General features: G+C 67.9%; 22 protein-coding genes and 1 pseudogene. 17 read left to right on the top strand and 6 right to left on the bottom strand.

The annotated features are described in order from the left end of the window. Positions 1–3 precede the first annotated feature (3 nt). The gene (locus AB0F91_RS34870; RefSeq protein ID WP_360604566.1) at positions 4–747 is read right to left on the bottom strand and encodes a DUF5919 domain-containing protein; all 744 of its coding nucleotides are present in this window, start codon (positions 745–747) and stop codon (positions 4–6) included. 211 nt (positions 748–958) lie between these two features. Here AB0F91_RS34870 and AB0F91_RS34875 point away from each other — a divergent pair, with 211 nt between their 5' ends. From AB0F91_RS34875 to AB0F91_RS34915, 9 genes are all read left to right on the top strand, one after another. Then, positions 959–1,147: a hypothetical protein gene (locus AB0F91_RS34875; RefSeq protein WP_360604568.1), complete on the top strand. Its 189-nt coding sequence runs from the start codon at positions 959–961 to the stop codon at positions 1,145–1,147. A gap of 23 nt (positions 1,148–1,170) precedes the next feature. Next, entirely contained in the window at positions 1,171–1,629 is a 459-nt protein-coding gene (locus AB0F91_RS34880; protein ID WP_360604570.1) for a hypothetical protein, read from the top strand. Next, entirely contained in the window at positions 1,626–1,952 is a 327-nt protein-coding gene (locus AB0F91_RS34885) for a hypothetical protein (RefSeq protein WP_360604572.1), read from the top strand. The genes AB0F91_RS34880 and AB0F91_RS34885 overlap by 4 nt, the downstream gene beginning before the upstream one ends. Then, positions 1,952–2,254 (top strand): AMED_5909 family protein, encoded by a 303-nt coding sequence (locus tag AB0F91_RS34890; protein ID WP_360604574.1) that lies wholly within the window; start codon positions 1,952–1,954, stop codon positions 2,252–2,254. Before AB0F91_RS34885 ends, AB0F91_RS34890 begins: the two co-directional genes overlap by 1 nt. Positions 2,255–2,608: 354 nt before the next feature. After that, the gene (locus AB0F91_RS34895; protein ID WP_360604576.1) at positions 2,609–4,189 is read left to right on the top strand and encodes an FtsK/SpoIIIE domain-containing protein; all 1,581 of its coding nucleotides are present in this window, start codon (positions 2,609–2,611) and stop codon (positions 4,187–4,189) included. Further along, a complete protein-coding gene (locus AB0F91_RS34900; protein ID WP_360604578.1) occupies positions 4,186–4,572 on the top strand; it encodes a hypothetical protein in 387 nt (128 codons plus the stop codon). Before AB0F91_RS34895 ends, AB0F91_RS34900 begins: the two co-directional genes overlap by 4 nt. Further along, a complete protein-coding gene (locus AB0F91_RS34905) occupies positions 4,572–6,167 on the top strand; it encodes a replication initiator (RefSeq protein WP_360604580.1) in 1,596 nt (531 codons plus the stop codon). Before AB0F91_RS34900 ends, AB0F91_RS34905 begins: the two co-directional genes overlap by 1 nt. Next, complete coding sequence (locus AB0F91_RS34910) at positions 6,164–6,394, top strand: helix-turn-helix domain-containing protein (RefSeq protein ID WP_360604582.1); 231 nt, start codon at positions 6,164–6,166, stop codon at positions 6,392–6,394. The genes AB0F91_RS34905 and AB0F91_RS34910 overlap by 4 nt, the downstream gene beginning before the upstream one ends. 83 nt (positions 6,395–6,477) lie before the next feature. Next, a complete protein-coding gene (locus AB0F91_RS34915) occupies positions 6,478–7,794 on the top strand; it encodes a site-specific integrase (RefSeq protein ID WP_360604584.1) in 1,317 nt (438 codons plus the stop codon). 65 nt (positions 7,795–7,859) lie between these two features. Here the strand turns inward: AB0F91_RS34915 and AB0F91_RS34920 are convergent. Further along, positions 7,860–8,570 (bottom strand): annotated as a pseudogene (locus tag AB0F91_RS34920) (aldo/keto reductase); the annotation flags it as partial. Between the two features lie 317 nt (positions 8,571–8,887). Here AB0F91_RS34920 and AB0F91_RS34925 point away from each other — a divergent pair. Then, a complete protein-coding gene (locus tag AB0F91_RS34925) occupies positions 8,888–9,781 on the top strand; it encodes an MBL fold metallo-hydrolase (RefSeq protein ID WP_360604586.1) in 894 nt (297 codons plus the stop codon). 346 nt (positions 9,782–10,127) lie between these two features. Here the strand turns inward: AB0F91_RS34925 and AB0F91_RS34930 are convergent, their stop codons facing one another. Further along, positions 10,128–10,373, bottom strand: coding sequence for a hypothetical protein (locus tag AB0F91_RS34930; protein ID WP_360604588.1), 246 nt, complete (start codon positions 10,371–10,373; stop codon positions 10,128–10,130). A gap of 157 nt (positions 10,374–10,530) precedes the next feature. On the opposite strand from AB0F91_RS34930, the gene AB0F91_RS34935 reads away from it, so the two are divergent. Beyond that, positions 10,531–11,487 carry a TIGR03619 family F420-dependent LLM class oxidoreductase gene (locus AB0F91_RS34935; RefSeq protein ID WP_360604590.1) on the top strand — a complete coding sequence of 319 codons (957 nt, stop codon included), beginning with the start codon at positions 10,531–10,533 and terminating at the stop codon, positions 11,485–11,487. A 92-nt stretch (positions 11,488–11,579) separates the two neighbouring features. On the opposite strand, the gene AB0F91_RS34940 is transcribed toward AB0F91_RS34935, so the two are convergent. Together AB0F91_RS34940 and AB0F91_RS34945 are read right to left on the bottom strand one after the other, a co-directional pair. Next, on the bottom strand, positions 11,580–11,870 hold the full coding sequence (locus tag AB0F91_RS34940) for a transposase (RefSeq protein WP_360604592.1): 291 nt from the start codon (positions 11,868–11,870) through the stop codon (positions 11,580–11,582). A gap of 130 nt (positions 11,871–12,000) precedes the next feature. Continuing rightward, positions 12,001–14,844 (bottom strand): alkaline phosphatase family protein, encoded by a 2,844-nt coding sequence (locus AB0F91_RS34945; protein ID WP_360604594.1) that lies wholly within the window; start codon positions 14,842–14,844, stop codon positions 12,001–12,003. Between the two features lie 693 nt (positions 14,845–15,537). Between AB0F91_RS34945 and AB0F91_RS34950 the strand changes: the two genes are divergently transcribed. Further along, entirely contained in the window at positions 15,538–15,807 is a 270-nt protein-coding gene (locus tag AB0F91_RS34950) for a hypothetical protein (protein WP_360604596.1), read from the top strand. A gap of 131 nt (positions 15,808–15,938) precedes the next feature. Here the strand turns inward: AB0F91_RS34950 and AB0F91_RS34955 are convergent, their stop codons facing one another. Then, the gene (locus AB0F91_RS34955; RefSeq protein WP_360604598.1) at positions 15,939–16,322 is read right to left on the bottom strand and encodes a hypothetical protein; all 384 of its coding nucleotides are present in this window, start codon (positions 16,320–16,322) and stop codon (positions 15,939–15,941) included. Between the two features lie 764 nt (positions 16,323–17,086). Between AB0F91_RS34955 and AB0F91_RS34960 the strand changes: the two genes are divergently transcribed. The 5 genes from AB0F91_RS34960 to AB0F91_RS34980 all read left to right on the top strand — a co-directional run bounded on the left by AB0F91_RS34960 (position 17,087) and on the right by AB0F91_RS34980 (position 25,523). Beyond that, entirely contained in the window at positions 17,087–18,178 is a 1,092-nt protein-coding gene (locus AB0F91_RS34960) for an MBL fold metallo-hydrolase (RefSeq protein WP_360604600.1), read from the top strand. Between the two features lie 16 nt (positions 18,179–18,194). Beyond that, positions 18,195–18,350, top strand: coding sequence for a hypothetical protein (locus tag AB0F91_RS34965; RefSeq protein WP_360604602.1), 156 nt, complete (start codon positions 18,195–18,197; stop codon positions 18,348–18,350). 375 nt (positions 18,351–18,725) lie between these two features. Next, entirely contained in the window at positions 18,726–19,631 is a 906-nt protein-coding gene (locus AB0F91_RS34970) for a transporter associated domain-containing protein (protein WP_360604705.1), read from the top strand. A 314-nt stretch (positions 19,632–19,945) separates the two neighbouring features. Next, positions 19,946–20,248 (top strand): hypothetical protein, encoded by a 303-nt coding sequence (locus AB0F91_RS34975; protein WP_360604604.1) that lies wholly within the window; start codon positions 19,946–19,948, stop codon positions 20,246–20,248. Positions 20,249–20,309: 61 nt separating this feature from the next. Then, complete coding sequence (locus AB0F91_RS34980) at positions 20,310–25,523, top strand: AAA family ATPase (RefSeq protein ID WP_360604606.1); 5,214 nt, start codon at positions 20,310–20,312, stop codon at positions 25,521–25,523. Positions 25,524–25,811 lie beyond the last annotated feature (288 nt).

The raw sequence follows: 25,811 nt of genomic DNA on the forward strand, positions 1-25,811 counted from the left end.
CTCCTACAAGGTGGCGGGCTTGGCGAGGTTCCAGACCGTCTCGAAGCTCTCCGAGTAGGTCTCGAAGAGGTCTCCGCCTGAGAGCCGGCGCAGATGAAGTGACGGCGCGTGTGCACCCTGGAAGCCGTAGACGTGCGTGTTGATGATCATCTCGTCGTCGAAGCGGAAGATGGAGTTGTAGAGCGTCGTGTTGTGGAAACGCATCTCGACGCTGTCGACGCCAACCAGCGGCTTGTAGTAGGCGAGAGCGTTCCGGATCCGGGCCGGCAGGGTCCCGTCACCTAGCTGCTCCTCCTCTCCACGGAGGGCGACCGAATCACCCGCGGGATCGCCGAAGATGAGCCTGATGGACGTGCCGGCCTTGGCCTTCGCCGCCAGGTCCTTGACGAAGCGTGGGCGCTCGACGAGGAACAGGCCCGCGTGCACGAGGATCTCAATGTCGCTGGTCGCGTCGCGGATGATGCGGTCCCAGAGTTCGACGGGGACGGCGTTGCGGTGCGGGAAGACCTGCACGAGTTCGGCGGTGGCCGTCTCGACCTTGCGCTCGGGTGCGATTGAGTCGGGCCAGAGGTAGGTTTCCGACTCCTTGGTGAGCGCCGCGAGCTTGTGCCGGTACTTCGGGTACGGCGTGCGCCCCTTGCTGATCCAGCGCTCCACGGTCTTCTGATCGACGTCGAGCGCCTTCGCCACCTGCTCGGGGTCGAACCCGTTGCGCAGGAGCGCGTCACGCAGGCGTTCGTTCGGCATCGGCCCTCCTCGGGACTTCTAGGGACGACTTCAACCGTACCAGGGACGTCCCTAGAAGTCCTGCTGTGCAGTGATCATGTCCCTCTGATCTGCGGAGAGTGGTCCCTAGCGTGCCGGAGTCGGTCCGGCGAAGCGGAAGGAAGGGGATTGCTGGTGACACCGGACGGGGACAGCTCGTCTGACGGGCGTTCGGCGCGCGGACGGGTCCGTCATGCGTGACACGGTGCAGCTCCACGTCGGAGCGGACTTGCCGATTCGCGTGAAGCCGCTGGCATACGCGAACCGCGTCGAGGTGCGGTTCGGCAAGGCGTTCCCGGTTGTGGTGCTGATCGACCTCGACGCGCTGACGGTTCTGTTACCCGAGTTGGAAAAGGCGCGAGACGCCATACAAGCGAGCTAAACATCAACCGAGGGGTTCATCTCATGGCTATTGAGCGTGGTTTCAGGTTCGGCATCAACTTCGACGACGCGTTTCCGCGTGGACTTGTGATGGTTGGCGACGTGGCTCCGGACAACGAATTCCAGTCGCGTGAGGATCGGGCGGCCAATCGGCCGGTGAGGCAGCGCGTCGACGAGACGACGGGCAAGCGGCAGTGGAAGGCGACGGTCACCGACCTCGGCGAGGAGAAGGCGAAGCGCGCTTCGTTCGAGATCACGTTCCTCGCCGACGTGCAGCCGGTGCCGACGACGTCGGAGGTGCTGCCGGGCATGCGGCCGATCGAGCTGGAAGGGCTCACGGCTGAGCCTCGCGTCGGTGGGCAAGGGGAGTTCAAATACCAGACGTACGTGTTCCGCGCGACGGGCTTCAAGGCTACGGCGGCGTCCGCTGGCAAGTCGGCGCGCTCCTCGGCGGCCTCGGACGACACGAGCAAGGCCGCATGACCGTGCAGCTGACCGAGAGCGTGACGAGCGCGCCCGCTGACCTGGTGGGCGCCTGGACGACGGCGTATCAGGACTACTCGCGTCTCTACACGCTGGAGCACCGCGAGAGCAGCCCTGCTGTGCGCGGGCAGCTCGGCTACGCCGCGAAGAGAGTCGCCGCCGCGTACCGGGATCTGTTGGCAGAACGGAGCTTTCCGTGGTGGTGCCTGGCTGCCGTCGAGCTTGCTGCGGCGGAGTTCGAGGCGCAGGCGATCGCGCTCGGTGTCGGCGAGGTTCCGAACCCTTACGGAGATGCCGGCCGAGTCTGGAGGGCGCAGCGGTGATGACCTCGGAACGCAAGACTAAGCCCGGGACCAGCTCGGACGCCCCGACGACGCTGTACGGCGCCCACCAGTGGGTTCAGTCCCGGTATCCGCCGACGGACGCGCCGCCGTCCACGGTGATCGCGTTCCACCTGGAGAACAAGCGGATGTACGAGCGGATCGCGGACATCGATCGCGGGCACCACCACGAGGCGCTGTACTTCGTCGGCTACGAACAGCGGATGGCCGACGCGGCACGGGAAGAGGCGCTCCGCCTCGACAAGTCTCCTGCGGGACAGGAGGTTCCGCCGTCGGCTCGATGAATTCCTGACGCCGATCACGCACAAAAGAAAATCGAAAACACGTGGGGACGCGTGTTGTGTTAAACGCGTCCCCACGTGTCCAAAAATGTCCCGTTAGAACGCAGAACCGGCCTTCTGGCTACCAACCTTCACCCGGTTCTGCGTCTGTCCACTGGAGAAGTGAACAATGGAAACCATAACGGTCAAGGCGCAGTCGTCGTCAACGGGGGTCACCCTGATGCGTTGCGCGACTTGTAAGCGATTCGCTCGGCTGCTGCCCGGCGAAACGGAATGTTCCTCATGCCTGGGGACGCTCGCCCTCTCCCTGACGCTGCCCGGAGATACCGGCTCGCGCCACGAAGGCGGTGAGCGCCGATGAACGCGGTGACACTCGTCCTCATTACCGGAGGTCTCGCCGTGGCGCTGTGGCTGCTGGCGAAGCTTGGTCGGGCGTTCGCGGCCATCGCGGAGACCCTGGCGGCGCTTGCGGTCGTCGGCATCGCCGTTTGGGCGTTGGTCCGTGCTGTCGCCTGGGTTGTTAGGCAACTGGTGACCCGCTGGCGCTCCTGCCTCGCGGTGCTCGCCCTGACGGCGTGGTGGCTCTGGTGGGGCTGGCTCTCGCTCGTTGTCGTCGGCGGCACGCTCGGGCTGACGGCTCTGGTGTGGCGATACCTGAACGTCGAGGGTTTCGATCGCTGGTGCGGCCGCTGGCTGCGCTCCTGGTGGCTGCGTTGGGCCGTCTACGGCCGGAAGCTTCCGGACTGGCTTCACGCCTGTGGCCTGTCGATCCGCGACGAGGCCATCCCTGTGGACGTGACCGTGAACCTGGTGTCGCGGCGGCGCAAGCGGGAGGCCGTGGCGAAGGCTCGTCATCAGGCCGGCGTAGCGGTGCCGAAGGTCCTGCGGGTCCGTTCGGGGGCGTCCTGGGATGAGGTGCGCATTCAGCTCGTCGCGGGGCAGAAGCCCGAGGACTTCGACGACGCTGCCCGCGCGTTGGCCACCGCGCGCAAGGTCACGCGTGTGCAGGTGCGAGAGATCGCGCCCGACGTCGTGTCGCTGGACTTCATGCGCCGGGATCTGCTCTCGTCGCCGGTGCGGTGTCTGCCGTTGCCTGACCTGGTTACCGCAGACGGGACCGGCGTTGACCTGCGCAAGGTGTTCGCGGGGACCACGGAGTACGGCAAGCCGTGGCTGTTGCCGCTGGCCGGTCCTGGCTCCCACACATTGGTCGCCGGGGCGAGCGGCGCGGGCAAGAACTCGGTCATGTGGTGCCCGCTGGTCTCCGCGGCTTCGGCCATCCGTTCCGGCGTGGTGCGGGTGTCCGGTGTCGACCCGAAGGGCATGGAACTCGCTTACGGACGCCGAATCTTCGCGCGCTACGCCGTGACGGGTAAGGAAACCCTGGAGCTGCTGGAGAGCCTGCGGGACGAACTGGAGAAGCGCAAACGCGAGTTCGCCGGGGTGACCCGCGACGTCCCGATTTCGACGGCGTACCCGCTGGAGCTCCTGGAGTTCGACGAGATCGGAGCACTCACGCGGTACACCGACCGCAAGACCCGCGAGTCCATTGTGGAACACGTCGCGGTCCTCAACACGCAAGGGCGGGCGTTGGGCCTCTCGGTTCGGGGCTATGTGCAGGAACCGACGAAGGACACCGTTCCGGTGCGCGAGCTGTTCACCCGGCGCGTGTGCCTGCGGGTCACCTCCAAGACCCACGTCGGCATGGTCCTCGGCGACGGAGCTTACGAGCGGGGCGCCTGGGCGAATCGCATCGGGGACTCCGAGGCCGGCGTGGGCTACGTGTGGGGCGAGGGCATTCGTGAGCCGCTGCGGGTGCGCGCGGGCTGGGTGTCGGACGAGACCGTCAAGGCACTGGAGCACTACGTCACGAACGGCGGCGTGGTGAACCTCGCCGACCGGCGTCGTGCCTCCGGCGGGGAGGGGGTGGCGGCGTGAACTCGCTGATGATCTTCCTCGACGCCATCCGTGACCACCTCGACGTGCACCAGCTGCCGCCGGTCGCGTCGCTTGACGTCACCGCGTGGTCGAGGCCGATCACGGTTCAACTGGACGTGGACGGGCTGCCCGAGGTCGCCCGTGCGCTGCTGGTGTGGGCGAGCACCCTCGATGACGTCACCGCGACGGTATGGCGCGTGAGCGACGGCGTGTCGGTGCACCTGTCGATCACCGGTCGGACCCCGTGCGGGATTCCGATGCGGGTCTACGGGGCGGTCCCGTTCGACCCGAGCACGTTCCCGGACCTCCCGGCCGGGGCCAAGCAATCGATGCCGGTCTACCTGCTGCGGGGTTGGGCGGCTCCTGGGGAGGTGGCTGCCTGATGAGCGAGACACGTGCGGAGCGGATGCGGGCGCCCCTGGCCGATGACGTGATTCGGGCGACGGCGGAGAAGCACGGAGTGTGCGTGCGGCCGTTCACGATGGAGGTCGGCGACCAGGACACCGGAGAAATCCGCTACGTCCCCGTGCCGTGCGGGTCCACCGTGGAATCGGTGTGCCTGCCGTGCGCCCGCAAGGCGAAGGCGTTGCGGCAAGTCCAGTGCCGCGAGGGCTGGCACATGACCGCAGAACCCGACCTCACCCCGGCGGAACCCACCGAGGACCAGACGGAGCTGTTGACGTTCCGCGCGGACCTGGTGGCGGCGTACCGCGACGTCGTCGACCAGGACCCGGCCGAAGCGGAGGAGGTGCGCGAGGAAATCCGGGGCGTGGATGAGGAACTTCGGCAACTCGGCGTCCGGGGTCGGCTGCCGGGGGTCGAACTGCCCACTCGGAAGGTGGTGAAGCGGTCGACGAAGCGGCGACAGGACACGCCGAACCTGCCTCGCCGGAAGGTCGCCAAAACCACCGTCGGAAGGGAGTACGCGGGCAAGTTCCGGCCGTCGATGTTCGTCACCCTCACGTGCGACACCTACGGCCCAGTCCGCGGTGATGGTGCCCCGGTCAATCCGACCGCCTATGACTACCGGCGGGCGGCTCGGGACGCGGTGCACTTCTCGGCACTTGTCGATCGGTGGTGGCAGAACCTGCGCCGCGTCGTCGGCTGGGACGTGCAGTACTTCGCCACGGTCGAGCCGCAGAAGCGGACCGCGCCGCACCTGCACGCGGCTATCCGGGGATCGGTGCCGCACGACGTGATCCGGCAGGTCACCGAGGCCACCTATCACCAGGTCTGGTGGCCGAAACACGACCACGTCGTCTACACCGACCGGCTCCCGGCCTGGGATGGGCCGGAACGTGGATTTGTCGACCCCGACACCCGGGAACCACTCGTGTCCTGGGTTGACGCGGTCGACCAGGTCGAGGACCCGGCGCACGTGGTGACCTTCGGGCGTCAGGTGCACTCCAAGGGCATCTTGGGCGGGACTGAAGAGGCCGGCCGCCACATCGGCTACCTCACCAAGTACCTGACCAAGTCGACCGGCGAAGTGGTCGAGGCCGACACGGCGGCGCTGGCCGAGCACCACGACCGGCTGCACGCCGAGCTGGCCGTCACCCCGTGCTCGCCCCGGTGCGCGGTCTGGCTGCTCTACGGGATCCAGCCCAAGGGCGCCACCGGCAAGACCACCCCGGGCTACTGCAAGGGACGCGCGCACCGGCGGACCACCCTCGGCCTGCCCGGTCGGCGGGTCCTGGTGTCGCGCAAGTGGTCGGGTAAGACGCTCGTGGACCACAAAGCCGACCGCAAGGCGTTCGTCATTCAGGCGCTCGCCGCCGTCGGGATCGAGAAACCACAACCGGACCCGGCCCGGCTCGTCTGGCGCAAGGTCGACTCCGGCGACCCGCACGTACCACCCCGACCGCACCTGGTCATGCACGCGATCGCCGAACGCATCACGTGGAAGGCCGAATACGACCGGGCACTACTGGCGGCGGCCGGACCGCCAGAAACTTCGGCAACTCGGGAGGCCGCATGACGGAAGGGGGCTCGATGGAAGCACAAGTCAAGGTGGTGAGTGTCGAGGGCCTGTGGTCGCCCGACATCCTCGCGACATTCCTCGGCATCCCGGCGAAGACCTTGCGCGACTGGCGTTTCAAGGGCTACGGCCCGTCGTGGATGAAGATCGGAAAGCACGTCAGGTACGACCCTGACGCGGTGCGTCGATGGCTCAAGACGCTCGACGAATCAGCAGAAGCGGCATAGCCGCACACCCCGGCGACGGCCTTCCCCGTGTCTCGGACAAGAGGCACGGGGATCGGTCGTCGCCCCGATAACCAGGAGGTGACATGAAGGGGCACGTACAGGATCGCTGGTGGCGGCAGAAGAAGGATGAGAACGGCAAGTTTGTCTTCAACGCCAAAGGTCATCCCGTCAGGGAGAAGACCGAACTCTTCGGCAAAGGCGAGCGTTACAAGGTCCGGTACTACGACCCGGAAGGCAACGAGCGCTCGAAGGCTTTCGCCGACAAGCAGCTGAGCAAAGCACGCGCCTTCCTGACCGCGATGCAACACGACGTGCTGACCGGCGAGTACATCACGCCGGAGTCAGGCGCCGAGAAGTTCCGTGACTACACCGCGCAATGGCAGAAAGGACAGTCAGCCGACGCCGGTACCCGGCAGACGGTGAACAGCCACCTCAAGACCGGAATCTTCCCGTTCCTCGGCGACAAGCCGCTCAAGGTCGTCGAGAAGACCGACACCATCCGGGATTGGCTCGGCTGGCTGGAGCGGCCGAAGATCGAGGGCGGACGCGGGCTCATGGCCTCGTACCGAGCGGTCCTCTTCGACACGGTCTCGGCGATCCTCCAAGCCGCAGCCGACGACAAGAAGATCCGCTCGAATCCCTGCCGGGCCAAGAGCATCAAACGGCCGAAGCCGGTGCAGCGCAAGGTGATCCCGTGGCCGGAATCGCGGGTGCATTCGGTCCAGCTCGCGCTGCCGCCGGAGTACACCGTCATCGTGCCGTTGGGTGCCGGCCTCGGGCTGAGGCAAATGGAGATCTTCGGCTTGAGCCCAGACGACATCGACCGCGACGAGATGATCGTCAACGTTCAACGGCAAATACGATGGATCGGCGGGCAACCGGTCTTCTCACCGCCCAAGGGAGGCAAGACCCGAGTGGTCCCGCTCGGCGCGGGCGTACTCGACGCCGTCGACGACCACATGTCGTTGCGCGAGCCCATGACGCTCACGCTCCCCTGGCTCGAACCTGGCGGCCGTCCCGAGACCGTTCGGGTCCTGATCAGCCGGGCGCTTCGACGGACCCGCAAGTACCGCAACAAGCCGGTCTGGCACGTGACCCAAGGGGCCAACTTCACCAAGAACGAGTGGAAGTCAGCGTTCGGGACAGCGGGGCTGGACTACGTGGACCGGCGCGACGGGATGCACGCCATGCGCCACTTCTACGCGTCGACGCTGCTCGCGCAAGGTGTGTCGATCAAGGAGGTAGCGGAGTACCTCGGACACCACGACCCCGGCTACACCCTCCGCATCTACACCCACCTCGTGCCGTCGAGCCACAAGCGTGCGCGGGCGGCGGCCAACAAGGTGTTCACGCCCCGCAAGGCCGGCCAGGCCGCCCCGGACGAATCCGCGACGGCCTGACGACGGCCTGAGAGGGCCAAACGCAACAAAACAGCAGGTCAGAGGCGTATAGATTTCTTGTTCATGAAGTTCTCGCCGGTGAAGCGCGGGTTGTTCTTGCGCAGGTCGGTGTTGTCGAAGTGGCTGGTCGAGCGGATCTGCCCGGTGAGGAAGCCGCGTCCCAGCGGTGAGTAGGGCACGAAGCCGATGTTCAGCTCGCGCAGCAGCGGCAGCACCCGTTCCTCCGCATGCCGGGCCCACAGGGAGTACTCCGACTGGACGGCAGCGATGGGGTGCACGGCGTGGGCGCGGCGGATCGTCTCCGGGCCGGCCTCCGAGAGGCCGATGTGGCGGATCTTGCCCTCGGTGACCAGTTCGGCCAGCGTCCCGACGGTGTCCTCGATGGGGGTGTTCGGGTCGACGCGGTGCTGGTAGTACAGGTCGATGTAGTCCGTGCCCAGCCGCTTGAGCGAGCCCTCGACGGCGGTGCGGATGTTGGCCGGGCTGCTGTCGAGCTGGCCGGCCGGCCGGCCGGTGTGGGAGATCATGCCGAACTTCGTCGCCACTACGGCCTGGTCTCGGCGACCCTGGAGCGCTGTGCCCAGGAGTTCCTCATTGATGTAAGGGCCGTAGACCTCGGCGGTGTCCAGGAAAGTGACGCCCAGGTCCAGTGCCCGATGGATGGTGCGGATCGACTCGGCGTCGTCCGTGCCGGCGCCCGTGTAGGCGTAAGACATCGACAACACGCCCAGGCCGATACGGGAGACATCCAGGTCCCCAAGCTTGATGTGCTTCATCACAATTCTCCGCTTCTGGCATTTGTCGGACTTGCTGGACAGGTGGAGGATCGCGGCCGACCCTGGGGTCGACGACGGAATGGTCCTTCCCATGGAGCGTGGAGGACCGCGCACCCCACGGGCGCGCCGACCGTCCAACCTTCGGCCAGGCCGCTGACCAGTCCTCACGGCCGGCGGTCGGCTTGGGCTCGGGTCTCGCGCTCGATGGCCACGGGCCAACTTTACTACAACTCATATAATTGCAACTAGTACTGTTCTAGTTGTAACTTAAGTCGTGTCGCCGCCCGGCGGCACCTTTCCGATCACGAGGCAGGACCATGGCCACGACGACCGAGTTTGACCGCGCACGGCTGACCAGCGCACCGCGCGTTCGTTCGCTCCGCCTGGGCGAACTGAAGATCACCTATGTCCCGGATGGGCTGTGCCTGTGCAAACCGCGCGGCTGGCTGACCGGCACCACCGACGCAGACTGGGCGGCCAATCGCGATCATCTCGACGACGGCGGCTTCCTGCCCGCAGCCATTGGCGGGCTGCTGGTCGAGCGGGGTGATCGGGCGCTACTCATCGACACCGGGTTCGGACCCGAGTCCTACCCCGACGACCCGGCCAACCCGACGATTGGCAGCATCTACGGCGGTGAGCTGTTGGACGGCCTGCGGCGGCTGGGCCGCGAGCCGAGCGAGATCGAGGCGGTCGCCATCAGCCACCTGCACCTCGACCACCTGGGCTGGGCCTGGAGCGCCGAGCCTGGCACCGATGCGCCACCGTTCGCGCACGCCACCCACTTCGTCGCGGCCCCCGAGTGGGACCGGCGCGACCTGGCCGCCGAGGCCGGGGCGACCGAGGAACGTCTGGCCGCCTTCGCGCCCCGCGTCCGTACGGTCGAGGACGGCAAGGAGATCTTCCCCGGCGTGCGGGCATCGTTCTCGGTCGGACACACCTTCGGTCACGCCACGTACACCATCACCGGCGGCGGCCAGCGGCTCATCGCGTTCGGCGACGCAATGCACGCGCCGATCCAGGTCACCCACCCCGAATGGGGCTGCGCGCTCGACCACGACCCAGCCGAAGCCACCGAGCACCGTCGCCGCCTGGTCGAAGAGCTGAGCCGCCCCGACACCATCGGCTACGGCAACCACTTCGGGGACGTGGTCTTCGGACGCGCGGAACGCCGACCCGATGGCCGGTTCACCTGGGTCCCCGTCGCCTGACCGTTCGCGTATCGGTGGCGCGGTGCCTGGAACCGGCCGCGCCACTATGCGCCAAGGGGGCGAGCGCGGACGCAGCCGCACGGCGCGTCAACGAGTAGATCTTATTCGCCGGGATCCGCCTCTGGCCCGCCTCGCGCTCGCCGCGACCGTGGTCCTCGGATCAACTGTCGGGGTGATGGCCCCGGCGGTCGCTGCAGACGTGCACCTTTCACGAGCAGCCTTCGATCTTGCGTAGGTCTGAGGTCGTGTTGCTGGCCGGCCGTTGGCGTGGCGAATGGCACATGGCTGGCGTCCCCGGTCGTCGTCGGCGTCAGGTGACCCACCGCCGGCGAGACGCCACGTCAGATCATGTCGTGGCCATGTTTTCTGTGTTCGCTGACGTGACGGTGAGGACGGTGTCGAGGTCGTGGGCGATGGCGTCTCTGTTGCGGGCCAGGCATTCGACGCGTTCGGTCAGCCGGGCTTGTTCGTGTTGCAGCGTGGCAATCATTTCCGGTGTTACGTAGGGCGCGTAGATGGTGTGCGGCTTGTCCAGGCAGGGCAGCAGCCGACGGGATGTGCCGGTCCGCTTCGCGAATTCCCCAATTCTCATGTGCTCAAGTCTTCGCCTTGACCTTCACATTGGTGTGAGTGTTCAAGACTCACGGATGGGCTGAGCGCGGCGGAAGTCACGCCGCGGCAGCCCGATGTCGCGGTAGGAGTCCCATCCTGCCGTGTCGCCACACCCCAACGATTACGACGGAGAAGCAATGAAACTCGGACTTCGGTTGCCCCAGAGGCTGGGCGTGGACCTGCAACATGACGTGGTCGAAGCCGCCAGGACGGCGGAGGCGGCTGGCTACGCCAGTTTGTGGGTGTACGAACGGCTGCTCTTCCCGGAGACGCCTGTCGAACCGTATGCCCCGCCGAACGTGCCGTGGCCGGAGTCCTCGCGGCAGGCTGCGGACCCCTTGGCAGTCCTCACGGCCGCGGCGGTGGCGACCGAGAAGGTGCGCCTCGGTACCTCCGTTCTGGTCGCGCCACTCCACACTCCCGTCCAGCTGGCGAAGGCCCTGGCCACGATCGACCAAATCAGTGGCGGTCGCGTGGTCGCCGGGATGAGCACCGGCTGGTCCAGCGACGAATTCCAGGCCGCTGGCACCAGCCGAGCGGATCGCGGACGCTTCCTCGACGAGACGCTGGACGTCTTCGCTGCCGTGTGGGGGCCGGACCCGGTGTCGTTCCGGGGGCCTCGCGTCGTCATCGACAACGCCTCGGTCCTGCCTAAGCCCGCCTCGAAAATCCCCGTGATGCTGGGCGGCGGTGGCGCCAACCTGGGCCGCAGCACCAGTTCCAGGGCTGTGCGGCGCATTGCCCAGCGTGCGGACGGCTGGCTGCCGCTGCTCAGCACACCGGGGCCGGCCGGGGCCGCGGAATTGCGCGCAAGCTGGGACCGGATCCGGGAAATGGCTGCCGGGTATGGCCGGGACACGAGCCGGATGGAGATGGTCGTGGTGGGGAACGTGACCTTCACCGACCGTCCAGCCGGAGCTGACCGCTCGGCGTTCGTCGGCACTCTCGACCAGATCATGGACGACATCCACACGGCCGCCGAGGCGGGCGCGGACGAGCTCATCGTGGATCTGAATCTGCAGGACTGGTTCACGAGCACTGGGCAGATGCTCGAGACAGCGGTGGAGATCCGTGAACGCGCCGCAGCCTCATGACCGTGTTGTGGCTGGTGGGCCCCCGAGCAGCCGGCACATCCACGCGATCGGATAGTGGGCCTTCTCCGCGTCGATGACGGCGCAGCGCTCGGCTACTGCGACGTCCGCGCGAAGAAGGCCGCGGCTTTTTTCAGGAACTCGTTTTCCATCCGCAACCGGCGGACCTCGTCTTCCATCTCCGCCACCCGGGCACGTTCGGACGGGCTCACCGGCCGCTCAGGTCCCGGGTTCTCCCGCCGCCACGCGTTGACCCAGTTGGCCAGCGTGCCCGCGTTGATCTCCAGATCGCGGGCCACCTCAGCCACCGACTTACCGGTCTCGATCACCATCTGCACAGCCTCAGCCTTGAACTGCGCACTGAACCTCCGACGCTGCTCGGGCATACACTCATCCTCTCAAACCAGAGGCCCGGTCCAAGATTCTTGGTACACCCCAAGGTGGAACGCGGACGGCCCGCCGGAATCCCGGCGGGCCGTCGCGTCGTGCTGCTGTCGAGTTGTCAATGCTGACTCGTCAGTTGGTGTCGGGGCCGGGGAGGTAGGCGCCGGGCACCTGGTTGGGTGGGTAGATCTTCGTGTCGCCCGGGTAGGGCGTCTTCCATTGGTGGGTCTGGTACCAGGTGTAGCGGTTCATCTGCTCGGGGTTCGAGTAGTCCGGGATCGCACCGTTGCCGGTGGTGTGCTGGCCGGCGAGCCAGGTCTGCCACGCTGCGGCGGTGGCCTGCATGTCCGCCGGTACCGCGACCTTCTGAGCCTCCGCCTTGTTCAGCGCGGCCGCCGCGGTGCCCGTCTGGCCCAGGGTGTCGAGACCGCACGACGGCGCGGTGGCGATGCCCTCGGTGAGCGGAACTTGGTTCCGCACCGTGGTGAACGGCGTGTAGTCGGGCTTATTGGTGAAGGCGTCGAACATCGGCGTGGCCGCGGCGAGCTTCTCGTTGAGCGGCTGCGCGCCGAGCATCTGCTCGATGGTGCGGACCATGTTGATCTGCGAGTAGTAGGTGCTCACGGTCTTGCCATGCACTGCGTACGGGCTGATGACCTGGACCGGGGCGCGGTGTCCGTCGACGTGGTCGGCACCGTCCTGGCTGTCGTCGTCGACCACGAAGATGGCCGAGTCCTTCCAGTACTGGCTGTGCGAGATCGTGTCGACGATCTGGCCGATGGCGAGGTCGCCGTCGGCCACGCCCGACTCCGAAGTGGTCGGCCCGCCGGTGTGGTCGCTGGAGAGCCACACCATGTTGAAGTTGGCCGGACCGTTCTTCTCGAAGTCCTGCTTCCACAGCTGGGCGCGGTAGACGTCCGGGATCGACAGGTCGAACGGCGGGGACTGCGGGTCAGCGATCGCGTTCAACGACGGGATCGCCGAGCCGTAGTTGCCCTTCAGCGCGGGGGCGGTCAGCTGGCCGGCATCGCCACCGTTCTGGACGCTCGTGGCCGCGCAGTAGTACTGCTGCCAACTGCCGGAGGGCCTGCCCTCCATGTACTCGAACTCGCCGTAGTTCCTGGCCGTCTTGCCGGCGTCCTCGACCCCGGTCCACAGGAACCCGGCACGCTGGTGACCGAGGACGTCCTCTTCGGTGTCGTAGCTGCGCTGGTACTCACCGGCCGAGGATTCGGTGTACTCGGGGTTGTCACCCTCCATGAGCCAGTTGTGGCCCTCGGCGGAGTTCGTCGCGGGGTCGTAGGTGTTGTCGTAGAGCCCGAACTGCGTGGCCAGCGCGTGCTGGTTCGGCGTGGTCTTCGCACCGAACTGCGTCAGGGCCGGGTCACCGTTGCCCCGTTTCATGTCGCCGAGGATCTGGTCGTAGGTGCGGTTCTCATTGATGATCAGGAAGACGTGCTTGATCGTCGACGGATCGCCGATCCGCGCCGGCACCGGCACGGCCGCCGCTTTGCCGCCGTTGGACTGCCGGACGTCGTTCTTGCCCCAGCCGTTCTGGGCGAAAACCGTGTCGGTGTACTTGCCCGCGATGTCCTTGTCGCTCGGCATGGTGAAGCGGGTCAGCGACGCGGTGGTGCTGTGCGTGCCGTGGCCGGTCACCGGGACGGTGCCCGGTCCCTTGGACGTCGTGATGGCCGGGCCGAGCGCGTCGACACCGCGGGTGTTGGTGACCACGATCTGGCCGCCGACCGTCGCCACGTCCGACGGGTAGTAGTCCGTCGGCAGCAGGCCGATGTAGCTCACCGGCTGCTGCGGCGTGCCGTCGTAGCGGTAGACCGCGACAGCGTTCGCCCGGCCGAGGGTCACCAGCAGGTGCCCGTCGGCGGTCAGCGCGATGCCGGTGGGCTCATAGCCGACATTGGACGACGGCCACGGCTTGGTGTCGATCGTCTGCACGACCTGACCCTTGGTGGTGTCGACGACCGAGACGGTGTCGCTGTTGGTGTTGGCGATGAACAACGCGTTGTTCCTGACATACATCGCGGTGGGGTGCAACCCGACCGCGATCGATCCGACCGCCGCCGCTGGGTTCGCAGTGTTGATGACACTGACCGTGCCGGTCGTCGAGGCGCCGGTGTAGCCGTTGGCGGGCACCTGGGTGCCGTACGAGTCCATGGTGGTGTCGCCGGCCTGGGCCTGGCGGCCACCCTCGTTGCTGACGTAGAGCTTTCCGCCCACGAAGGTGAGTTCGCGCGGCGCGATACCGACGTGCCAGCTCCGCTCGACTGCACCGGTGGTGGGGTTGAGCGCCACGACCGTGTTCTGCCCGTTGAGCGCGGCGTACAGGGTGGCGCCGTCAGGCGAGTACTTGAGCTGGCCGACCAGCGCGGAGTTGGCCACCGTACTGCGGTCGTTACCCGAAAGGTGGGTGCCCGACGTCGGGATCGGGAAGCGGGTCGGCGTGCCGAGGGTGCCGTCGGCGTTGACCGGGAACCGGGTGATGGCGTCCTGCTCGGGCAGCCAGAGGAACTTGCCATCCGGCGAGTAGGTCGGCCCCTCTTGTCCGACGGAGCCGTCGGAGAGCTTCTGGTTGGCCGCGGACGCGGTGCCCACGGTCCAGATCAGCTTGTAGTTCTTCAGGTCGAAGACCTGCAGAGCGACCGACTTGTCGGTGCTGCTCGCCGCGAGGAACCGTCCGTCGGGGCTGACCGTCGAGCCCATGAACTTGCCGAACTGGGTCATCAACCGGGCGCCGATCGGGTTGATGAGTTGGTTGTCGGAGACCTGCAACCCGTTGCGGTACTGCGTACCGACCTGGTTGTCGCCCAGCGGCGCTGTGGTGGCGGCGGCCACTCCCGTGCCGATCGTGAGGACACCGGCCAGACCGGCCAGCACGATGCGGAGCCGTGGGCCGTTCTGGCGCGAGAGCCCGAACCGGGCTCGCGAGCCTTCTCTGCGTTGTCTCGTGACTTGCATACCTGTCCCTTTCTACCGGGCCAGCAGATCGTCCAGAGCACCGAACTGGCACATTTCGAACTCCCACAGAGGGTCGCGCGCACCACCCGCTGGGACACGGCCCGCGAAAGCTGCCGGCCTCCTGAAGATCGCGACCATCGGCGATCCATCACCCCACCTGGGGTGCCGGCCCGACTGGGGGGTCTCCAGGGCGCCGCGACCGGCCTCGGCAGCCGAGCAGTACCCGTCGCGGCGTCGCCTGACCGGCCTCGTCCGGCGCGACCAGACCAGGTACGTGGCATCCCGCGACATCGAGGTTCAGCCCGTTACAGGCGACGACCTCGTCGAAACAATTGTGGTCTCCGCGTGTTATGAGCGGATTTATGCATTTGGGCCCTCTACTGTGATCTGCGGCTTGAAGAAACCTAACTACACTCCATGGAATCGGCAGGGCGTACCAGGTGAACCTTGGGTAACGTGCCAATGACATTGAATGAACGAACTTCGCGGGTTAATCGTGACTATTGACAGAGAGGTCATGACGCTGGCCGCATGGCTCAAATGGTAAGAAGGACAATCGAGATCACCAAAGATACAGTAAAGCGCTGATCAGGTGATCGTGATCAGTCAAGGGTACGGAGACGGGCACACTGTCCGAAATGTCGCGACAATGCCTTAAAGGCGATACGGCACCCTGCGGAATGACTGATCCACTTGACCGAGACCGTTGGAAAGGCAGTACAACGCATCGGCAATGAACGTCTGATCGCAGTCGATGCGTCGGGGGCTGTGGCGCTCGTGCGGCATGACGACGCAATGGACGGCCTCCTCCGGGCAAGGCGCGACGGTGTCGACGAGCAGCAAGTAGTGGCCTCCTGGGATGAAATCGTTGCTTCCCGGTCAGTGCGTCGTCGTCACGCTTCGCGCTGCTGTGAGATGTCGGTGGCTTCGGCGTTCATGCCGCTGCCGTGCCGAGTCTATTGAGGCCTTCGAGCACGCGCTCCATCACGGGGCAGCCGCCGCAAGTCATCGCCTCGAGACGGCCGTCCGCGCGATCGGTGCTCGTGTTTGAGCGCGCCGGAGGTTCGCCGGCAGGTCGGGCAAGCTGGCTGGACTCAGGTGCCGGCGAGCTGGACAGGTGCGGCGTGGGGTCGCCTGCCAGCGTCGCGATCGCCGGTAGCGGATAGAGCTGCGTGGTCGGCGCTTCCGGGCTCGATGGGCCCACTGGCGTCGGGAGCTCTTCTACCCGCGGCAGCAGGATCGCCGAAGATTTCGCGGTTGTCGGTGGTGGCCTCATCGGTCGTCGGGTAGCCGAAGTTGTCCGCCCCGCCGAGTTCCTGCCCCTTGGCGGGGATGTCGCCCTGGATCTCGTGGGCACCGGGTAGCGGCGATGTAGTAGATCGAGGCGTTGTCAGGCGACTGAAGCCGTTGTATTTGCCCGGCGCCATCGGGAGCGACGGATTCGTCGTTGATCGGGAACCCGAGCGCGGCTGGGCCACCGAGTGCCTGTTAGTGCACGAATCGGGCCACTCATCAGCTTCACGCCGACGGCAGCGGAGCCATCGAGCGCACCGTGCTCGTAGTTCTGGCCCCGGCCGCCGGCGACGGTCAACTCCTCGCCGGCAGGCGCGCGCAGAGCCGACGCCACCCCATCCATCACGAGGTACGCGTCACGGCCGCGATGACGGCGTCGCAGGCGAGAACCGCCGCGCGCGAGGGGCGGGGCTGAGGGCGAAGAGCATCACGTGCAAGACGATGGCCATCGCGGCCCTGGCTGCGGCGAACCACAGGCGTACCGGCCAGTGGGCGATCAGCATCGGCAGAGTGGTGCGGCGCGCGAGCCCGAGTTGGTTGCGCGCCAACGGATTGCGTCATTCGTCCCGAAATGAGGTGAAGGACACAATTGCCGCCATCTGGGGCAATAGTCGGTGCTCCTTTCGGAGGGGACTTGTGCGCAGCTGGTCCAACGAGTTTTCGGACTGTTTCTCCGCGTATTGACACAGGTGGTTCAACGTTCATACGGTCTTGGCGTGAAGCGCCGATGCCGAGATGCGACAACGTGGACGAGTTCCGAATCCTGTCCACCGTTTTGCCGTGAACATTGACGGTTAATGGGCTTCTCGCGCCATCCGGGAGTTTGCCAAAAAAGATCCGTTTGAAACTCATGTGGAGCAGCGCGTTTCGTTTCGCGGTTTCCGGCTCCGAGCGAGCAGTGCCAACCAAAAATTAGTGGTTCCTCCGCGTCCTCAGTAAAGGATGTTCCATGACGACGAAGTCTGAATCCTCCGAACCCACCAGCCGCAGAGCTCTGCTGAAAACGGTGGCCACTGCCGCCGTCGTACCTGCGGCGACGGGGCTGTTCGGCGCCACCCTGGCGGGCTCGGCCAGTGCCGCCGAGTCCGACACGCTACCGGAATTCGCACCGGTTCCCGCCGCCTCGGCCGGGCCTGCGCTGAACGCGGACGGCTACTACGTCGGCCGGATCGAAGGAAACCTCTACTGGGTGACCGATTCGTTTTACCAGGCCATGTTCCTGACCACCGCTGAAGGAGTCGTGGTCGTCGACGCTCCGCCCACGATCGGGCACAATCTCTTGCGGGCTATCGACGACGTCACCAAGGTCAACGGTATGCCCAACAAGGTCACGCACCTGATCTACTCCCACTCCCACGCCGATCACATCGGCGCCTCGGCGATTCTGGGCTCGGACGTGGTGCGCATCGGGCACACGGAGACCCGTCGGCTGCTTCGCGCCGACGGAGATCCCAACCGGCCGGCCCCGACGGAAACGTTCGACGACCGCTACGTGCTCAAGGTAGGCGGTGAACGGCTGGAGCTCACCTACCACGGCCCGAACCATTCGCCCGACAACATCTTCATCCACGTACCCGACCACGAGACTCTCATGGTCGTGGACGTGATTTTCCCGGGTTGGGTGCCGTTCAAGAACCTCGCCGTTTCCCAGGACATCCCCGCTTGGGTGAAAGCGCACGACATCGCCATGGCATACCCCTGGAAAACCCTGGTCGGCGGGCACCTCGGACGCCTCGGTGCCCGCGCCGACGGTTACCTCCAGAAGCAGTACCTCGCAGACCTCGACCAAGCGGTCCGTGACGCGTCGGAAACGGTCGACCCCACGCCCTACTTCCAGAAGTACGGACCGAGCGGCAACGCGTGGGCGATCTTCAAGACCTACCTCGACGCCGTCGCCCGCCAAGCCGCCGAGCCGGTGATCGCCAAGTACACCGGCACGCTGGCCGCCGCCGACGTCTTCACCGTGGACAACGCCTTCACACTGCTGGAGTCCCACCGGATCGACAGCGATCTCCTCGGCCCCTTCGGCGTCCACCCGTGATGGCGGCCCCGCGTAGGTGGGGTCCCTGATCACGAACGTGATCCACGCGCGGACGTCGCCGTCGCGCAGCGGCACCTGCTTGACCCTCGGCCTGATCACGCGGCTGTCGCACCAGACCGTCACCGAGCGCACCACCGGCGTCGCGAGGCACCTCGACGCGAAGTGCCACTGACTCGATTCCGGCGTCGCTCGTGCTCACGGCCAGCTTCAGACGTCCACCACGGCGGGGGAGCGCGCCGGCTTTGCGGGCCGCCGGAATCCGTCGAACGGGCCAGCGTGATCAGGAGGTGCCTTTTCCAGCGGGGATTGCCGCGCAGGGTCGCGGTCGCGATGAGCGCCTTCCGCACCAGCCGACGCCGAAGCCGTAGTCCTGCTGTCGGGCGCGCAGCGGGGGATCACCGTGACCGCCCTGCTGGCCCGCGAGACCCGAGCCTCTGCTCGGCTCGGGTCTCGCGGACGTCCTCGGCTTCACCAGCCTCGCGGAGGCTTCGCGGCTTGTCGTTGTCTGTGGCGGTCGCGCTGGTCGTCGCCACGGTGGTGCAGATTGGTGCTGGGGGAGCCGCTTCCCGAGAACTTCACCATCGCCAAGCCGATCCCGTTGGCCCGGGCACTGAGCGGATCGACCTTGGTCCACCTCACGGTGGCAGGCCCGGTGCTCCGGTTCTTCGACGCCGCGGCCAACCGGCTGCTGCGTACCGTCGGCATCGAACCCGTCGAGGAGCTGCCGCAGGGCACGACCGAGCAGGACCTCCAGCGGATCATCGGGGAGTCGCACGCCCGGGGCCACCTCGACGATGAGCTGTCCCAGTTGCTTGACCGCGGCTTGAACTTTCGCGGACTGGTCGTCGAGCAAGCCATGACGCCGAGAGTCGAGGTGCACACGGTGCGAGCCGACGAGCCGGTGTCTCGCGTCGTGGAACCCATCGACACCGGAAACTCCCGGTTCCCGGTCATCGGCGAGAACGTCGACGACCTCGTCCGTGTGGTCGGGCTCGCCGAGGTGCTCACCGTCTGGCCTGGCGAGCGCGCGGCGACGCCGATTCGCCAGGTCGCCCCGGTGCCGGTGCCGGTGTTGGTGCGGGAACGGCTGCCGCTGCCCGCGGTGCTCGAACGCCTGCGCGCCGAGCACCGCCGGCTGGCCTGCGTCCTGGACGAGTACGGCGGGTTCGCCGCCGTCGTGACGCTGGAGGACCTCGCGGGGGAACTGGTCGGGGAGGTCCAGGACGAGGACGACCCCGACGACGGCGCCATCGAACGCTGTCCCGACGGGTCGTGGGCGGTCCTCGGACGGCTGCGGATCGACGAAATCGCCGACGCAACGGGGATTGCACTGCCCGAGCACGACGAGTACGAGACCATCTCCGGGCTGGTGCTGCGCGGTCTCGGCCGCGCGGCGCAGGCGAGCGACGAAGTCGCCCTCTCGCCACCCGGCTCCAGCGATGAACCCGCGTAGCAGGTCGTGGTGATCCGGGTCGACTCGGTTCGTCCGGCACGTGCCCCGCGCCGTGCAGTTGAGCATCCGCCCGGCACCGAGCCAGACGGGGGAGGAGGTGCGATGAGCACCGGCCGGTTGCGCTGTTCGGTTGTTCGCGCTCGTGAGGCTCCAGGTGGTGCACGGTACCGAGCTGCCACGCTTGCCGCAGACGTCTCCGGGCTGGCCGCTGATGACGGGGCCGTTCTACATCGCGGCCGCCGGGTCGGTGAGCTACCTGTTCGCGAACGTGTTCGACCCATCGGTCGGCTCCCAGTCCTTTACCCTTGCGCGGCTTGACGATGTTGCCCTCCCGATTGCAGCTCGCCGCCGCCGGCTTCACGGTCAGCACGGCCTCGCTGCTGGGCGCCCTCACCGCCGCGGTTGCCGCCCTGGTCCTCGCCGCGGTGGACATGCTGGGTCTCCCCATCGCCGCGGCGACCGGGCCGAGCGGGGCTGCGGCGGCTAAGCAGACAGCCTGCGGCGTCGAGTCGAGCCTGCCGAGAACGTGCGCCAGGTTGGGTTCCAGCGCGGCCGATGCCCGCCTCGCCCCAACGTCGTTTCGTAGCCTGGCCCCCAAACGGCACGTCATCACATGACCTGGCGCAGCTCACCCGCAGCTACGCCAAGTCAAGCGGCCGGGCCTGACCAGCGCTCGCGTTGTTTATCAGCGTCTTCCACCGCGAGGCCTACGCCGGCCATCGCAGCCCGGGATGGCCGAGATCGGTCGCGGTGGCCGGTGATCTCTGGTTGCGCACGGGCGACACCGCGTGCGCGTCCTCCCGACGCGGGCTCCACCGCACCGGAACCTCGCCGCCAACTGACATCGCGCTGCTGTGCTGGGATCGCCATCGAGCTGAAATGGGTGTAAGCAGGAGGCCTCGAGTCCGACGGTGGAGGTGCCGGATGGGCGAGGGTGAACTTCCGCTCCACGACCCGTCCGGGCGGGTCGAGATTCTCGACGAGAACGAACGAACCCGCGTCGTACGGCTGTTCCTCCCCGGGCGGACCGTGGTCGGCAAGCAGCCGCTCGGGCCGGACGCGCAGCGGCGGCTGCGGCACGAGCGGGCGGTGCTGGAACGGCTTCGCGGTGTCGCGGGTGTCGCGCAATTGGTGGAGGCGCCGCGGTTTCCGGGCTCAATCGTGCTGGCGGACGCGGGCGCACGGAATCTGGCGGGACTCTCGGAGCCGCTGCCCGTCGGAGTCTTGGTCGACGTCGGTCTGGGGTTGGCCAGGGCCGTCGCGGCTGTGCACCGTCGCGGGGTGCTCCACCGCGACATCACGCCGGCGAACGTGGTGATCTCTTCCGACGGTGCGCCGTGCCTGGTGGATTTCGCGTTGGCCACGTCTGTCGCCGAGGGCGGTGACCGGTCCGCCGATCGCGGCGAGATCGTCGGGACGCTGGCGTACCTGGCGCCCGAGCAGACCGGCCGCACCGGCCGTCCGGTGGATCGGCGAACCGACCTGTACTCGCTGGGCGCGACGCTGTACGAACTGGCGACGGGCGCGCCGCCGTTCGGCTCGGGCGACCCGCTGCGGCTCACTCACGACCACCTTGCGCGAGTCCCGACGCCGCCGAATGAGGTCAACGCGGCGCTGCCGCCGCCAGTCTCCGAGATCATCCTGCATCTGCTGGAGAAGGAGCCGGACAATCGGTACCAGACCGCGGAGGGCCTGGTCTACGACCTGGAACGGGTACGGAGCACCCGGGCCGGGCCGGCGACGGGTTCACTCCGCGTCGGTGAGCACGACTTCCCGCCCGGGCTGGCCGCGCCGCCCCGGCTGGTGGGGCGCGACGCCGAGGTGGCCGTGTTGCAGGCGGCGTTCGAGGATGCGCTCGGGGGCCGGTGCCGGGGGATGCTGGTCAGCGGCGCGGCCGGGGCGGGAAAAACGACCCTGGTCGATGAGTTGCGGCCGACGGTGGCGAGCCGGGGCGGCTGGTTCCTCGCGGGCAAGTTCGACCAGTACCGGAGAGATCTGGAGTTCGACGGGCTGTACCAGGCGTTCCGCTGCCTCGGCCGGCTGCTGCTGGCCGAGCCGGAGAGCGAGCTGGATCTGGTCCGGCGACGGATCGCTGACGCAGCGGGCTCCAACGCCGGTCTGATGACGGCGGTGGTGCCGGAGTTCGCCGCCCTGCTCGACGTGCCGCCCGATCCCGGCGACCCGCTCACTGCGCAATCGCGGGCACAGCACAACAGCGTTCAGGTCCTGCGGGCGGTCGCCTCACCGGAGCGACCGGTGGTGCTGTTCCTCGACGATCTGCAATGGGCGGGGCTTGGCCCGCTCGGGTTCGTCGACCTGCTGCTTGACGAGGAGCCGATCGCCGGCCTGCTGTTGGTGGGGGTGCACCGAGACGAGGACGTGGACTCCGCACGGCCGCTCGCGGCACTGCTTTCCCGCGCCCGGCCCGGCGTGCGGTCCCTGCGGCTGGGCGAGCTGCCCCTCCAGGGGGTGGCCGCCATGGTCGCCGACATGCTGCACGCCGACGCAGACGCGGCGGCGGGCCTGGCCGAGGTGCTCGCGCCGCACACCTCCGGCAACCCGTTCGAAACGGTGCAGCTGCTCAACGCGCTGGGAAGAGAGGGGATGCTCACTGTCAGCGGTACCGGCTGGCAGTGGGACCCGGCAGCGGTGCGGGCGCATCTGGGCCGGTCAGAGGTCGGCTCCCTGGTGGCGGCTCGGGTCGAGGCCCTGCCGGCGCCGTCCCGAGCGTTGGTGGAGGCGATGGCCTGTCTAGGCGGGCGCGCCGAGCTGAGCCTGCTGGGCACCGCCACCGACGAACCGGAAGCCGCGCTCCACCAGCACCTGTTGCCCGTCCTCGACGAGGGCTTTCTCGAAGTCGAGGGCGGGGAGGTCCGGTTTCCGCATGACCGCATCCGCGAGGCCGTGGTTCGCCGGCTCGGCCCCCACCGGCGAGGGGCCCTCCATCTGGCCATGGCCCGGCGGCTGGCCGGGGTGCCGGAGCTGTTCGCCGCCGCCGCCGAGCAGTACCTACCCGTCGCCGACGCCGTCGGCGACGCCGCCGAGCGAACACAAGCGGTGAAGCTGCTGCGCCGCGCTGCCTGCCAGGCACGGTTGATCGGGGACCACGCGCTGGTGCACGCGCTGCTGACCGCCGCACTGCAGCTGGTCGACCCGGAGACGATCGGCACTCGGGTCGAGCTGCACAGCGGCCGCCAGGCCGCCTTGTACAGCCTGGGGCGCCTGGACGAGGCGGCCGACGAGTACCGCAGGATCGTCCGACTGTGTCCCAGCGCCATGCAGCGTGCCGACGCCACCTGCTTGGAGGTGCGCAGTCTGACCCACCGGAAACGTTTCAGGGAGGCGATCGAGCTCGGCCGGGAGTCCTTGCGTGACTGCGGCATCATCGTTCCCACGACCGACCGGCTCCCCCTCGAGCTCGACGGTCAGTTCGACCACCTGTACCAGTGGCTGGACCACACCGGCCCCGCCGACGACCTGAGCCGGCCGGATCTGGCCGAGCCCACCTTGCTCGCCGCGTCCCGTCTGATCAACGTGGTTCTGCCGCCGGCCTACTTCGTCCCCGATGTCGCCCTGTACGGGTGGCTGAGCCTGGAGGCGTTGCGGATCTGGCTCGGACACGGGCCCGGCCGCACCCTGATCGGGCCGGCGAGCCACGCCGCCATCGCCGCGATGGTGTTGCGCGACGACTACGCCGCCGCATACCGCGCGATGCGCCGGCTCCTGGAGCTGGGCGATGCCCGCGGCTACGAACCCGACACCGCTCCAGTGCGCTCGGCGTTCGCCAGTGTCTGCTGCTGGTTCGAGCCGATCGAGAACGCCGTCCGAACGGCCGAGTGTGCCCGGGAAGCCCTGATCGCAGCGGGCGAGCCGGCCTGGGCCGGATACGCCTACGCGCCTGGCGTGGCGGGACTGCTGGAGTGTGCCCCCTCGCTGGACGACTACGTCGCCGAGGTGGATGCCGGCCTGACCTTCGTGCGCCGCACAGGTAGCGAACAAACCGCTCAGTGGCTCGAGAGCTATCGGTGGCTGGCGGCTGTCCTGCGCGGCGAAAGCCCAGTTCAAGCCGGTGACCCCATCCCCATCGCCAGGTATGCCGACAACCCTTCGGCGCTCCTGTTCGCCCACCTGGCCCGAGCGGTCGCCGCCGCCGTCTTCGGCGATCCGGCCGGCCTGGCGCGGCACACCGCGGCCGCGATGCCGATGCTCCAGGCGACCTCGGGCTTCTACCCGTCCGCCCTGGCCCGCCTGCTGCGGGGGCTGGCCCTGGCCGGCCAGGCCCGCGCCACCGACGGCGACGAACGTGCGGCGCTGCTGACCGGCCTGGACGAGGTGACGAGCTGGCTGGCCGCCCGCGCCGTCGACGCCCCGGACAACTTCCTGCACCTGCTGCGGCTGCTCGAGGCCGAACGGGCCTGGACGGTCGGCGACTTCCGCGCCGGCGCCCTGGCCTTCGACACCGCCCGCCGCGAGGCTGTCCGGCACCAACGCCCGTGGCACCGAGCCCTGATCACCGAGCGCGCGGCCCGCTTTCACCTAGCCCACGGCCTTGACCACACCGGCCAAGAACTGCTCATCCAGGCCCGCCAGTGCTACGCCGCCTGGGGAGCGACCGCCAAGGTCGCCCAGCTCGACTGGGCCTACCCCACCTTGCGACCCGGAACCGACACCACGCCAGGGCTCGGCGGCGAGCTCGCCGACGGCCTCCCTCAACGCTCGGTCATCACCACCGGCGCCCTCGACCTGCTCGGTATCCTGTCCGCCTCCCAGGCGCTGAGCTCGGAGACCAGCATCGGTCGCCTGCGCGCCCGTGTCGTCGACGTGCTCTCCGCGCTGACCGGAGCCACCGCCGTGCAGTTGCTTCACTGGAGCGACGATCTCAATGACTGGCTGTTGCCAACCCCCGGTAGCGACGTGGTGGACACCCTCGACGAACATGCGGCCCCGCTGTCGGTGGTGCGCTACGTCCAGCGGACGGGCGAGCCGCTGGTGGTCACCGACGCCACCCGCGACGAACGTTTTGCCCGCGACCCGTGGTTCGCCGACCTCACGTGCTGCTCGCTGCTCGCGGTGCCGATCCTGAGCCGCGGCGTCCTGCGAGCCGCTCTGCTGCTGGAAAACCGCCTGATCCGCGGCGCGTTCACCGCGGAACGGCTTGATGCCGTCAAGCTCATCGCGGGCCAGCTCGCCGTTTCGCTCGACAATGCCCAGCTGTACACCCAGCTCACCGCCTCACGGGCCCGCATCGTGACGGCGGCCGACCAGGCGCGCCACCGCATCGAGCGGGACCTGCACGACGGCGCCCAGCAGCGGCTCGTCTCGCTCGCGCTGCGGCTACGCGCGGCCGAGGCGGTGGAATCCGGTGAACTCGCCACCGATCTTGGCGAGCTCGCCGCCGAAGCCGTCAGCGTGATCGACGAGCTGCGGGAGATCGCGCGCGGCATTCACCCGGGAATCCTGGACACGGGAGGGCTCCAGCCCGCCATACGCACGCTCGGCCGCCGCTCACCGATCCCGGTCGACCTCGAGCTGCCCCCGCTGCCGAAACTGCCCAAGCACGTCGAGGTCAGCGCCTACTTCATCGTCGCGGAGGCACTCACCAACGCGGCCAAGCACTCGCGGGCATCCTCGATCGCCGTGAGCATCCGTTCCGACGCGGCGAACGGCGTACTGCGCATCGCGGTACGCGACGACGGCGTCGGTGGCGCCGAGCTCACCAGGGGCACCGGCTTGCTCGGCCTCAAAGACCGCGTCGAGGCGATCGGCGGGCGGATCCTTCTCCAGAGCCCACGCGGATCGGGCACGAGCCTGCAGGCGAAGCTCCCGCTCGACGGCACGGACTTGTCATCCACCATGGAAATCGATGCAGGGGCGATCAACTCGCCGGAGTGATGGTGCGCCGGCGCTCCCACGCGAGCGCAACGCCGAGTTCGCCGGCTCCGCGGGCCTGCAGCTGCGCTGCGCTTCTCCTTTGACCACGCCGTTGGCGCGGCGCGGGCAGGGTGCGCTTTCCCCTAGCTTGCTGGGATTCGGCAGGTCCTTGAGCGGGGTCAACGGCTGCTCATCCGCCTGTTCGGGATGTTCAACCGCTGCCGGATCAGCTGCCGGTCCTCCGCCTCGACGGCCTCGATCATCTCGCCATTCGGCGACCGAGCCGGACCTCGTGTGTTGCATCATCGG

Source organism: Amycolatopsis sp. NPDC023774, assembly GCF_040639695.1.
Classification (GTDB): domain Bacteria; phylum Actinomycetota; class Actinomycetes; order Mycobacteriales; family Pseudonocardiaceae; genus Amycolatopsis.